A 12,586-nucleotide genomic window follows, 5' to 3' on the forward strand; every position below is an offset into this window, starting at 1 on the left:
CATCGCTGTAGTGGTCGACTCGCTCGCGGGGCAGTGGTGTAGTGAGGCGGTTGCCCCCGAGGGGCTGCGTTGGGCTGCCGCTGCGCAGGCCTTCACACTTGTTCGTACGCCAGGCGAATCAGCAACACAATCGAAAACCAAACTGTGCATTCGGAAGGCAGCGAAGCTGTACCTGACCCAATGGAGAGTGCGAAATTGACAGTGATTGTCATTGCGCGCCACTGAGATAGAGATGGATGATCCGGGCATTGCTCGCATCTTCTTGGCTCGCGCTAAGGACCCTAGCGGCTGTCTTGTTGGCGGGGTGTTGCCTCTGCGCAAGTGATCTCATGGGCGCTGACGAGATATCCTCAGTCTTGGCTCCGGTGGCTGCGCGATGCTTGTCGACAAGAGCACTCGATGGTCGAATTGAGGTGTAACATCGGGAACTGTCAGGACGCACCGTCTGGTCGACTCACTCCGAGCGGGATGTCCCAGGTCTTATGGAGACGACCAGTGAGTTCGCTGACTCCGGGATGGCGCCGCTCGATGTACGCTTTGGACTGGACGGAGAGGTCAGTTCTCAGCTGAGCGTCCGGAAGCCAGACCTAGGTCCTATACGATCTTCCCAAAACCAGCTTCTTTTGGACGATGCCGCTACGATAGCGATTACTACATCTGCACTACTCCCGCAGATTTGATGGCGACGCGAAGCGGGGCTGGTGGCCGGATCGAGTGGGAGCTCATCGTGGTTGAGTAGTATCACGCTCTCTGAAGCACTGGACAGATGATCGTTTTGCTGAGTGCTCCGCATTGTCCTACCACAAACAGGCACATGATCTGATCGTGCACACTGGAACGATGCGACTGACCTTCATACTTCTTAATATTCCGGAGAAACGGCGTACACACTAGAGGGCCAAGCTACACCCCCCCTTGGAGGATCTCTGTGCCAGAAGACGTCATCACTCGGACGGTCGCTATGCTTGCGTCGAAAACTGCAAACCGAATCCTCGTGATCGATGACGACCAGCGAATGGCAGAGATGGTTAGCGAGTATCTATCGGAGAACGGCTTCGAGGTAAACGTCGCGTTGGATGGTCACCATGGACTTGATCTGCACAGTCGGCGTCCTTTCGATGCCGTTGTGCTGGACTTGATGCTGCCCGACATCGAGGGCTTGGAGGTGTGTCGCCGGCTCCGCCTTCGAGATAACATCCCCGTGCTCATGCTGACGGCTAAGGGCGATCCCCTTGATCGGGTGATTGGTCTTGAGATGGGAGCGGACGACTACCTCCCCAAGCCGTTCGAGCCGCGCGAACTGTTAGCCCGGTTGCGAGCAGTCTTGCGCCGCGGTCGCGCCGCAAGTTCCGATGCTGTGGCTCGCTTCGGTCGCCTCGAGGTAGATCGCGAGGCGTTTGAGATACGACTCGACGGTAGACGATGTGATCTGACCGCCTACCAATTCCAGATCGTCGACGTACTCTCGCAGGCCGCCGGCCGAGTGTTGTCACGCGAGTACTTGCTTACCAATACTCAAGGGGATGGGGCTGAAGTGTTCGATAGAGCAGTCGATGTTCATATCTCGCGCATCCGCGCCGAGATTGAAGACGACCCAAAGCGCCCACGCCGCGTCATCACCGTGAGGGGCGCGGGGTACGTTTTTGCAAAGAGCCAAGACTGAGTCGGTGATCAAGCGCCGCCTCTATCTCCAACTCGTGTTCGTGTTGGCAGGTAGTCTCTTCGTGTTCGCAAGTGTGGCAGCTGTGCTCTGGCGTACGACCGGGCACGATGAGTACGAGGGTGAGCTGTTTCAGAAGACCAGCACACTTGCCATGCTGTTGCTGCCCCCTGCCGATGCCGATCTTGCAGTACAAGTCGAGGCAATCCATCGGATTGGAAACAGCCTCGATTTGGACCTAACCATGTGGTCCCCTGATGGTGAGCTGCTTGCCGTGCGAGGACAGGCTGCGAGCCTCCCCGGTGACTTGCCTAGTGTGAACCAATGGCAGCCTTCGAAAGGACAGACTCAATGGACGACCAGATTGCCGGATAACCGAGTGCTAGTGATCAATCTGCATCGGCTGGCGGTACCAAGTGATGCGGTCGGCTTCGTTTCCACCCTGTTCCTGCTGGCGAGTTTTATCGCTGCAGTGTCGTACCAGTTCATTCGCAGAATCACAAAGCGCTTGGAAGAGCTTCAAAAACAGGTGCTGCAGATCGGTGCCGGAGACTTTAGTGCTCGCGTAAGCGCAAAAGGAGACGACGAGGTGGCTGCGCTAGCGGCTGCATTCAACCGTTCGGCGGAGCAAATCGAAGGTCTCATGACAGCGCAGCGCTTGCTTCTCGCTAACGCCTCGCACGAGCTTCGAACGCCGCTGGCGCGCATCCGACTGGGCATCGAGCTGCTTCAGACGAGATACGACGAGGCACGCCGCGAGGCGCTTCAAGCGGATATACGAGAGCTTGATGAGCTTATCGACGAACTCATCCTAATGACCCGCCTTGATACTGGGCTTCAGACCGAAGATGCCTGTGAAAACGTCGATCTGACCGCCCTTGCGGCGGAAGAGTGTATCCGCTATCAGAATTGTGAGCTCAACGGCACTGCAGAAGCGGAAGTCAGCGGTGACCGTCGTATGCTTCAACATCTACTTCGCAACCTTATTGACAACGGATTCGCTCATGGTAAGGCCCCTGTCACTGTTGAGGTACGTAAGGTCAGGCAGGTGACCTATCTGACGGTTGCGGACGAGGGTGATGGGATTCCGACCGCTGAGCAGGAGATGGTTTTTCAGCCGTTCTATCGCGCCAATGGGAAGCAGAATGTGCCAGGGTATGGGCTCGGTCTGCCGCTTGTCGAGCGGATCGCCTCCTACCATGGGGCGTTCGTTGCAATAGAGAATCGCCCGATATCAAAGGTCAGCGTGGTGTTTGGGGCTGACCGTAAACGCCACGATTTGGCGTAGGTGAAGATGTCTGGCCGACAATCTACTTAACATTTCTTAAGCGACCCGAGAAACGATAGAAATAGAGCTCAAGCACACTGCCTCCCACAGTAGAACTTCGCCTCGAAGGGAGCCGCAAGATGCTAGAGCCACCTACCGTTAGACTCACTCGGATCAACAACGCCTGTGCCCTGATCGAGATTGGCGAGCACGCCATACTCACCGATCCCTATTTCATTAACTACAAGATGGTGGGGATCAACGAGCCGGTTGGGCTCTCCGTTACTGAACTCCCACCGATTACAGCAATTATTGGGTGCCATTGTGTTATCGATCATTGGCAGATGGAGAGCCTTGTCGACTACAAGTACAACAAAGACGATGTGCGCGTGTTCGTCGCCATGAGCAAACAAGCAAGGGGGGCGCGCAGAGCTGGGTTCCACCGGGTGGAGGTCTTGGAGTGGGGTGCAATCCGGAGGTTGGGCGACCTGTCCATCAGATCGGTTCAAGCCCATAAGATGGCCGGAATGACCGTCAACAACTACGCCCTTCGACTCGGTGATAACACGGTCTTCTTTGGTGGGGAAGCACGGGATATTGCTCCCTTGGCGGCGTATCGCGCTCGGCATGGCGAGGTCGACGTGGCGCTGTTGCCGGTCAACGCCGTTCATCTAATGGGGCTCGTCAAGCTTGTGATGAGTGGGCAGGAGGCAGTGCATGCGACGAAGATCCTTGGGGCAAGGGCACTCTTCGTAATCCACGATGCCCATCCGGACATTCCTGGGGTTATTCGCGTTAGGAGTTCGGGCGATGACGCGGAAGCCGCGGCGGTAAGCAACGATTCGCCCGACGTGGTACGCGTTCCGCCAGGCGTAACCTGGGCGTTCGACCGTGCGCCGACGCCTCGCGCGCACGCTTGAGGGAGCAGGGACATGAACGCTGAACCGTTACAATTTTCTAACGCCTTGGGCCGGGCGCTTGCGCCGTTGCTTCTTGCGATTCGCAGTACGGGCTTCTTTGAAGCGAGTGCATTTCTCCCTCTGATGACGTTCGCTTCTGTGGCTTTGTTTCTCGTCCTGTACAGGCGCCTTCACCGAAACGGCTTCTTCGAAGAGGGTCATCGAATCGTCCGCTACACGCTAGCGCTGGGCTACTTTACTCAGTGCTTCCTCGTGCTGAATGCGGGTGCGGTGGCTTTGAAGAGCATGATCGTGCAGGAGCTGGATTACAGCGAGTGGCACTGGTACATCCCCTGGGTGTCACCACTTCACTTCTACATTGCTAGTGTCGCGACGGCTCACCTGTGCGCCATCTGGCGCAGCGATAGGGCCGCGATCGACAACGCGCTGTGCGGGTACGTGCAAGTTGGCTTACTCGGGGGGTTCTACATCGCTGCCCATCGGTTGCTCACCGAGCCATTCGAAGTCACTGACGTCACGACAGGGGTCGGAGCTACCTTCATGCTGATCTGGTTCGCCGTCCTCAATTGGGACATCGTACTACGCCTCTGCCCGCGTGATTCTAGCGGCATGAGCACCAGCGAAGAGCTGCAGTTCCTTCCGCCAAATTAGCTCGCAAGCGGGCGCATGCGTGGTGGAGTGGCCTTCTGGCTGTCTCCGTCCGACCGTCGAGGCCAGCGGCCATTCGCTACACATTCCTTCATATACCAGAAAACCTGCAGCAATGAGACCTGAGCAGGCTAGCAACTCCAGATCATTGCAGGCACATGTCATGAGACGTTCAAAAGTCGTTGAGCTGCTTCTTGCGGGCGCAGCGCTCGTGTTTTCTTCGGTCCTCCAGGCGGAGGACCGGTTCTCCGTCAACAGGCCCATTTTGTTGGACACTCAGGGGAGTTTTGCTGTGGGGGGCGAAGTGATTCAGGCGCCGGGCTTCTTTCCGACGCTGGTAGATCCCTTCAGCCCTCCCCTCCCGGACGGCCAGACGCTACACGGCGACCACGCGTACGTTCAGTACCAGATTCCCGTTCAGGCCAGAAAATATCCGCTTGTGATGTGGCACGGTGATGGGCAGTTCTCGAGAACGTGGGAGTCCACCCCCGACGGACGTGAAGGATTCAAGACACTGTTTCTGCGGCGTGGGTTTTCCACTTACGTGATAGACCAACCGGGGCGAGCGGGCGCGAGTAACACGACGGAGATCAACACAACGCAAGTCAGTAGCAATGAGGCGCCATCTGTGGGTGCCGTACCGTCAGATCAAGAGTCGTTCAATGTATTCCGTGTAGGAGACTGGATCGGCGATGACCCAAACTACTTTCCTGGAGTGCAGTTTCCTCAAGATCCCGCCTCCCTTGAGCAGTACTTCAGGCAACGTGTGCCAAGTGCAGACCCGGACGACGAAGAGCGCGATGCTGCAGTCGTCTCTGAGCTATTTGATCGTATCGGCGATGCGATTCTAATTTCTCATTCGGCCGCTGGTCGACGCGGTTGGTTGACTGCGATTGGCAACGAGAGAGTGAGATCGATAGTGGCCTACGAACCTACGCAGTTTGTGATTCCCGAGGGCGAAGTCTACGATACGCCCTTGTTCGGATTTAACGATCCTGTGGAAGTGCCTTTTGATGACTTCATGTCATTGACCACGAGGCCAATCCAGATAGTCTTTGGTGACTACATCCCTGACCCTGTTGATTTCGATCCCTTCGACTTCGTCAACAATTCCCAAGCGGAGTTCTTCTGGGGGCTGGTACTGCTGATGTCGCTTGAGTTTGCGGACCGCGTTAACGAACTCGGAGGTAACGCGCAGGTGGTGGTGCTCCCCGACATTGGAGTTACCGGTAACACTCACTTTCCGTTCTCTGATCTGAATAACCGAAGGATTGCAGCACTGCTGTTTCAGTTTCTGCGCGACAACGAGCTTCACGTGCGCGATCGCTAGCAGTAGTGTGGAGGCCAGTTCCGTCGAAAGGGCGTATTCAGCTGTTTACGGACTCGTCGCGGAAAGCCTGTAGGACAGGCGTGCCGGGCCATTTATCATTGAACACGAACCTGGCGGTCGGCGAGAGAGCTTTGCACTGGCTGTTGTGAAAGCTGATGTAGCAGCACTAACTGCAACAAGCAGCAGGGTAGCTGGTAGACCGCTGGTCTTCGATCAGCCCCCCCAGTTCTGGGTGTACGGGTAAGCTGTTACTTGCCGTAAGCGCCACCTACTCCCGCCGCGGCTCCTGGGCAGCGAGAACCTCGCGATTGGTCAGCACGAAGGGCAGCAGTGCACCACTGGCGTCAAGCTGCATGGCGATCTCCCGCCGGCGGCAACGCATCCCCACCGGCTCCCGTTGCGATGCACTCACATCGATCGCGACCGCTAACGAGCGCACCTGCACGCGTTCCTCATCACTCAGCTGTGCGGCAGACGCCATCAGCGCTTCAAGCGCCTCCAGGTAATCTACATGCAGGATGTCCGGATCACTCCGGGCGATCCTGACGTTCAGTTCGCTGAGCAACGCCGAGGACATCTGCTCGATCCGCTCCCGCAGGGCCGGCAATTCCTCCAGCAGGTAGGGAAACAGGTGCGCCAGGCGGTCACGCCCCACGATCACCCGGTCTCTGCCCCACAGATGAAGCACTTCGGGGCCGCGGGCGATGCTGAAGATGTGCTCTGGATACCGCCCTCGCAAAGCCGTTCGGCTCACGCCATCGAGCTGCCGGAAGGCCGTGAGCGTTGCGCTCAGGGCCTCGAACTGCTGCCGGAAGCTCGGCACGCCACGGGCAACCGAGTAATGCCTGGAGACATACCAGCGCCAACCAAGCTCCTGCTCCAGCTCACCGATGGCCTTGCGCATCGGCAGCAGGAATGGCACCACTTCCTCCCGGAAGTAGGTCACGGTATCGGTGGCGCTGAGGTGACCGGCCTCGATACGCGGCACCCGCCCACTCGGCCCGGCGGATACTTCACGCATGCCCCGGGGCTCCTCAGCGAAGACGCGCTGAGGCAACACGGTCACTGACACCATGGTCTTCTCGTCCGGCCGGGCGATCGCCAGAGCCTGCGCAGAAGCCAGCGCGCCTTCAAGGAAAGCGACGAAGTGGGCCTCGGAGACGGGTGGGCATTGCGCGCCAAGGCGAACCGGCTCGCCCAGGGCGGGTTCGGGTGAGTCGCTCGCCGCGGCGTGTCGGCTGTAGACCGATCGACGCTCGGCCCTCAGTCCGGTCATCGCCTCCAGTTGAAGGCGCAGAGACTCGACGGTCGAGGCCTCCGCGAGGCACGCCTGGTAGGCGCTCAGACCCTGCGCATCGGCGTCGGTCACCACCAGAAAGGCATCGTGATCCGTTGAGCTGAACCCGCCCAGAAAACCACTGGTACTGCCAGTGAACGCGATCGAACCGTCGCGCAGCTCCAGCGCTCGTTCCAGGCTTGCCAGGCGCTTGGTGGAACGGACACGCTCATACCAGGCGATCCCGCCAGCGGAGTCGAGGCGGATCAGCACAGAAACGTCCTCGTATGAACCCGTCACCAGCAGACCATCGTCACGCAGGGGCAAAGGTCGTCCCTGTCCGTCGATCGGTCCTATGCGCTGTCGCCAGAGCAGGTCGCCATCGATGGAATAGGCACTCACAGTTGATTCGCGGCCCCGGGCGGGCGAACTCACGAGGAAGATGCGGGTGGTGGTCAGCGCGACCCGGCTGCGCGACTGCTCCTCGTCAAAGGCGATCAACGTGGTCAGGCGACCCTGGCGGTCAATCTTCTTCACTCCCTTTGGAAGGGCGGCCTTCGAATAGGCCTGAAGGAACACCAGTTCGCCTGTTGCTGTCACCTGAGCCATCGCGGGATGGGATGCGGAAGTGGCGCCGGAGCGGCGCTGCCAACGGCCCTGCCCATCGAACGCGTACTGCCTTCGCAGTACCGCACGCGCTTGCGTCTCTGTGAGCCCCCTGGGGATCGCGGCCAGCAGCAGATCCACCAGAGGATCATCATTGCCTCTTACAGCGGCCCACGGATCGAGTACATCCACCCGTCGGGCGCTGCTGCGCGTGGTTCGCCCATCCCCATCGATCTCCAGTAGCACCAACTCCGGGTGCGAGTGCGTGCCGTCCTTCAGGCGTTGAGACGGGCCGACCAGGAGCAGAGTTTCACCGCCTGGGTCGGCGCGAAGTTCGGTCGCCCGATAGTTGTCGAATCCCTCGAGAATGTGCTGGTAGATAAGCTCTCCCGTTCGATCGAAACGGGCGAGCATGGGTTTGGTGTGATTGCCCGTGTCGGTGTACTGCGAGGCACCGTCGCCGGCGACCACGAGGTCGCCGCCGTGGGTTTCCACCAGCAACTGGCCGGTGTCGGTAACCATGCCCCGCTCGCCGGGCCCTAGGCGAGTACCAAAGGTGACCTGGAAGGTCTGCTCTGCGGATGCCAGTATCGGCGAGATCCACGCACCGATGGAAAACAACAGCAGCGCCGCCGATGATGGTTTGAAATCGTGATGCATTCTGGGCTCTCCAGCGAACGTATTGCCGGCGGTCCTGCCAATCGTTAGTAAGACCTGCCACCGGCCAAAGCGACCAGTTACTCTCGCATAACGGCGAACAGGGCACCTTCGGGTTAATCGCCAACCAGAAGTTGATAGTGACCAGTAAGATCTCGCCGAACGCGGTACTCGACAATGATGATTCATCGCCGGTTGCGGAGACCTTCGCCTATGAATGTCCCATGGGGAAGACGAGAGCTGAGAGGCGCGCGTGCCATCTTCAACGTGGTCTTCGTGGTGTATTGCTTGGATTCGGTCAACGCGGATTTTCGATTGTGGAGGGCCAGAGACCGCCTGGCGGCCGTAGCCCGCTCCACGTTTCCGTTCGGCCTGTTCACTGATAAGCTCACCGCCATGCAATATCGACGCGCTTCCCTTCTCGCCGGAGCGATCATGCTCCTGGCTTCGTCGCTGCAAGCCCAAGAGCCATCGGCCGAACTCGTTTCGTTGCTCGACGTCGGCTTCTACAAGAACAACGGGAACTTCTTGGCGGACGGTCTGTGTCTCGTCTTTCCGCCTGAGGGAGATGCGACCTACGAGCTCGTGGTTCGCGATGGGAGCGGAGCTGTGAAGGGTAAGGCTTCCCTGCAAGTGCAGAAGTGGACCGGGTATCCCGTCTTCGACGGTCTCGGTTCCCTCGGCGTGCCCACCCTGAGTCTCGGGGAGCCGGGCAGCTACGTGATGAGCGTGGACAAGGATGGCGAGCCCATCACCTCCTTCCCCTTTCAAATGGAGGTGGAGGAAAGCGGCGATCCCTTCCAACCGGGTAAGAGCTTCTATCGCCAAGGCCCATGGCAATACCTCGCCTTCCTGGCCAGCCCGGCCGGCAAGCCCGATCAGCCTCTCAGCTTTCACTTCTGGACGAACACGCGGGAAATCGGCTCCGAGGGTAGCAAGCCCCCCAAAGCCCAGGTGCGCGTGCTGCTCGACGACGAGGTCGTGGGCCTCTACAAGGATCCGGTTTCGATCGCCGGTAGCCAGTGGCGACGCTACAGGAGAAACCTCGCCACCCCCCAGAGCCCCGTGGGTAACTACGCGTTCACGCTGGAAGGACTGCTCGCCCGGGAAGGCAACTACAGGTTCGTGGTCGAGGTGGAGGAGCGCGTCGTCAAGAGCTTCCCCATGACCGTGTCGGGCGGTGCGGTCACGCCTCACCCCCGCACGAGCTTCGATACGCAACCCCACACCGACTACATCGTGCCCAAGTTCGTGGACCGCTCTTCGGGCAGTTCCGGCGGCTACAAACTGTTCGATATCTTCTGGCTAGAAAGCGAAAGCCGCGGCAACTGAGAACAGGTCGCGTGCGATGGTCCGTGCTTCGAGCACCTAAGGCACGTGCTCCCCGAGCATCGCCCGCTTTGGTCTACGGTAGCTAAGGAACGCCTGGAAGGCCGCTGAAAAGAACGGGGTATTCCACGGCACGGAGTTCGTCATCGATCTCGCCTGCCAATAACTCCGCCAGCCGTTCGGATCCGGACTACCTTGTCCAATTGCTCCTTCCTCCGAGCGTTGAACCGCAGTCTTTCGAAGAAGGACAAGTTCAAGTCCCTCGCCGAATCCGAGTAGAGCACCTCGAATCCACGCATCCCGGTGATGACCGCTGACGCATGGATATCGAGGTTTCCTCGCCCTCCCATGAGAAAGCGGATGGATGCTTGGGTGGAGCCATCCGTGCGAAGCACATCGCCAAGGTAGACCGGGTCGCCCACCTCGACACATTGGAATCCACGACCGTCCCCCCGATCTATCTGGAGTCTGCCGATCTTGCCGCGACCATCTCCTCGTCGCGTACGGCCGTTGATCTGCTGTACGCGGGCCACCAAGGTTCTGGGCGAGGTCGCCTCGGCACCGGCAGGATCTATCAGGTTCACGGGGTCAGATGCAGCATAGCTGTACAGGTTGTTTGGACTCCCCTGAAAGCCTGTGGGGTCTTTGCGCGTCCACTGAGCAGACTGCGCATCGTATTCCCTGAAGCCGAATTGCGTCAGCGCAGTATCTCGGTCATACAGGCCGCCGGCGAATCCGAAGGGCTGGAATCCTGGGTTGCTATCCGATAGCACGTGCCCCCAGGTGTCGTAGTCCAGTCGCTGAATGATGACCCCGTTGGCAGCGTCGATGATCAACCTGATGCTGCCTAGGTGGTCGGCAATTACCTTGTACCGGCCGGTGCTGGCATCCACGTAGTCAGGCACATGATCTCGGCTCCCGTACACATATCGCTGAGTAACTGCATTGACACCGTCTATCCTGGCGACCGCGTGTATCGTGTCGGCTCCATAGAGCCATCCAGCAGACGTGACGCCATTGACCCGCTTGGCCACGCGGCGGCGCTGTCCGTCCAGCACATATTGAATCTGCTCCCCATTCGCCAGCGTCGCGCCGATCAAAGTTCCATTGGCGTCGTAGGCGTACCGCGTGGTTTGGTTGTTCTCCGTCTTGGTGACTCGTTCTCCTTGTGCACTGTAGCTATAGGTTGCTCCCCCCTGACTTATCAGGCGGTCCTGAGCATCGTACGTTCCGCCCTGGTCGAGTCGGTTGTCGTTGCTGTCGTAGGAGTAGGTAGCTGTGAGTGTGCCGTCTTCAGTGACCGTAGAGACTCTTCCCGCGGAGTCATACTGATAGGCGACTGTGGTCGTATCCCCTTCGATCTCGCTCGTCAAATCCGTCAATCGCCCAAGTGAGTCATACGAGTACCGCGCGTCGTAAACGGTAATGCCGTCCGCCCTCACTGTGTGGCGAACGAGTTCGCTGAACTCGTTGTACTCATAGCTCTCGGAGATCGCGCCGAGTGTCGTGCCCGTGAGCAATCCTGAAGCTACGTCATAGGAGTAGGTCTGTTCGCCGGCTTGCAGGAGATCATCGTCCTGGTTGTAGGCATAGGTGAAACTCTGCCCAGCGATATCCATCGCTTCCATGCGTCCTTTGGCGTCGTAGCGATAGCCGATAGCCCCTGCAACGACCCCCTCCCAGGAGACCTGTGTCAGCAGTGAGTCATCGAAGGTATGGCGCTGAGTGACACCATCGGGCGAGCTGATCGAGGCGATGAGTCCGGTCGCGACGCTGTACTCGATCGAATACGTTCCCTCGGGTTGAACCACTCCCGTAAGGCGGCCGGCGGCGTCGTAAGCGAAGTCGATCGCAACGGAATCCGCCCTGGTCACGCGAGTAAGCTGCCGAGCCAGGTTGTAGGTGTAGCGAGTTTGATTCGTTCCCCCGTCCACAACCGCTGGGTATCGCTCTGCTCCGAGCAGCCCCACGTTGTTGACGTCGAACTCATAAGCTTCGCGGCCGGGGGGTGTGAGGCTCGTCAGGTGGCCTGCGGCATCATATCCGTAGCTGAGCTGTCGCCCATCCGGCAGGGTTGCCGTTGTCAGTCGACCCATGGTGTCGTAGTCGAGGTCAAATTGTCTCGATGCGGCATCCGTGCCGATGTCGATGTAGCCTTCCTCTGTATAACTTACCTCCTCGGAACGCGATGCCTGCCCGCTGCCAAAGGTGCGTTGGATGGGTAGCTCGTGAATGTCGTAGACAAATCGCTCGAGAGTGCCCAGAGCGTCGGTGTGCGCTTCAATCAGGCCTGTTGGCGTGAAGGTGGTGCCGATCGTCCGCCCCTCGGGCGTCGTGACTGCCGTGAGGTTGCCTTCTTCGTCGTAATCGAGCGACGTGATGCCTGTATCCGGCCGCGTCAGGCTGGTGAGCAGGCTGAACTGCGCGCTGTAGGTCGCGGTGGTCTCCCCATTGAGCGTCTGTTCCACCTGGGATATCAAGTTCCCTCGGGTATCGAAGATACGATCAGTGATGGATCCGGAAGGTAGATGCGTTGAGATCTCATTGCCGTCGGTATCTCTCTCCAAGGCGATTGGCAAGCCGGCAGCGTCTGTGGCCTGTGTGAGCTCGCCGAAGGTCCCGGTCAGCATGCTGGCGCTGCGTCCCTCTGGATCGATGAGCTCACTCAGTGCGCTAGCTGGGTCGACGAGGGCGGGTTCCTCGTCTGCGAGGCCGATACTCTGCGCCGGGGTGAGCACTCTGAGTGAACCGTCTGGCTGTGTGCTGCTGACTACCTGCCCCACCTCGTTGTACGAGTAGGTGGTGGTGAAGTCGCGTTGATCGGTCTGGGCGACCATGAGATGCCTAGCAGCCCGTTGAAAATTGGCTAGCAGCATCAGCTTGACCAATGCGC

8 protein-coding genes are annotated in these 12,586 nt (G+C 59.2%); 6 read left to right on the plus strand and 2 right to left on the minus strand.

Annotated features, from left to right (window positions below; genetic code table 11):
* Window positions 1-961 precede the first annotated feature (961 nt).
* From AAGA68_22815 to AAGA68_22835, 5 genes are all read left to right on the plus strand, one after another.
* On the plus strand, window positions 962-1,663 hold the full coding sequence (locus AAGA68_22815; protein MEM9387904.1) for a response regulator transcription factor: 702 nt from the start codon (window positions 962-964) through the stop codon (window positions 1,661-1,663).
* A gap of 4 nt (window positions 1,664-1,667) precedes the next feature.
* Window positions 1,668-2,948, plus strand: a complete 1,281-nt coding sequence (locus AAGA68_22820) for a HAMP domain-containing sensor histidine kinase (protein ID MEM9387905.1) — start codon at window positions 1,668-1,670, stop codon at window positions 2,946-2,948.
* 119 nt (window positions 2,949-3,067) lie between these two features.
* Window positions 3,068-3,847 carry an MBL fold metallo-hydrolase gene (locus tag AAGA68_22825; protein MEM9387906.1) on the plus strand — a complete coding sequence of 260 codons (780 nt, stop codon included), beginning with the start codon at window positions 3,068-3,070 and terminating at the stop codon, window positions 3,845-3,847.
* 12 nt (window positions 3,848-3,859) lie between these two features.
* Window positions 3,860-4,498 (plus strand): hypothetical protein, encoded by a 639-nt coding sequence (locus tag AAGA68_22830; protein ID MEM9387907.1) that lies wholly within the window; start codon window positions 3,860-3,862, stop codon window positions 4,496-4,498.
* A 160-nt stretch (window positions 4,499-4,658) separates the two neighbouring features.
* Window positions 4,659-5,825 (plus strand): alpha/beta fold hydrolase, encoded by a 1,167-nt coding sequence (locus tag AAGA68_22835; protein ID MEM9387908.1) that lies wholly within the window; start codon window positions 4,659-4,661, stop codon window positions 5,823-5,825.
* A 268-nt stretch (window positions 5,826-6,093) separates the two neighbouring features.
* Here the strand turns inward: AAGA68_22835 and AAGA68_22840 are convergent, their stop codons facing one another.
* The gene (locus AAGA68_22840; GenBank protein MEM9387909.1) at window positions 6,094-8,367 is read right to left on the minus strand and encodes a hypothetical protein; all 2,274 of its coding nucleotides are present in this window, start codon (window positions 8,365-8,367) and stop codon (window positions 6,094-6,096) included.
* Window positions 8,368-8,799: 432 nt separating this feature from the next.
* Here AAGA68_22840 and AAGA68_22845 point away from each other — a divergent pair, with 432 nt between their 5' ends.
* On the plus strand, window positions 8,800-9,696 hold the full coding sequence (locus AAGA68_22845) for a hypothetical protein (protein ID MEM9387910.1): 897 nt from the start codon (window positions 8,800-8,802) through the stop codon (window positions 9,694-9,696).
* Window positions 9,697-9,836: 140 nt separating this feature from the next.
* Here AAGA68_22845 and AAGA68_22850 read toward each other — a convergent pair.
* Window positions 9,837-12,586 (minus strand): RHS repeat-associated core domain-containing protein (locus tag AAGA68_22850; GenBank protein ID MEM9387911.1); only part of this gene is annotated, 2,750 nt, incomplete at its 5' end.

Source organism: Pseudomonadota bacterium, assembly GCA_039193195.1.
Classification (GTDB): Bacteria; Pseudomonadota; Gammaproteobacteria; order Steroidobacterales; family JBCBZW01; genus JBCBZW01.

Bases quoted from the DNA above. Each gene is read 5' to 3' on its own strand.
- AAGA68_22830 (MEM9387907.1), top strand. From the start codon at position 3,860: ATGAACGCTGAACCGTTACAATTTTCTAACGCCTTGGGCCGGGCGCTT.
- AAGA68_22845 (MEM9387910.1), top strand. From the start codon at position 8,800: ATGCTCCTGGCTTCGTCGCTGCAAGCCCAAGAGCCATCGGCCGAACTC.
- AAGA68_22825 (MEM9387906.1), top strand. From the start codon at position 3,068: ATGCTAGAGCCACCTACCGTTAGACTCACTCGGATCAACAACGCCTGT.
- AAGA68_22835 (MEM9387908.1), top strand. From the start codon at position 4,659: ATGAGACGTTCAAAAGTCGTTGAGCTGCTTCTTGCGGGCGCAGCGCTC.
- AAGA68_22840 (MEM9387909.1), bottom strand. From the start codon at position 8,367: ATGCATCACGATTTCAAACCATCATCGGCGGCGCTGCTGTTGTTTTCC.
- AAGA68_22815 (MEM9387904.1), top strand. From the start codon at position 962: ATGCTTGCGTCGAAAACTGCAAACCGAATCCTCGTGATCGATGACGAC.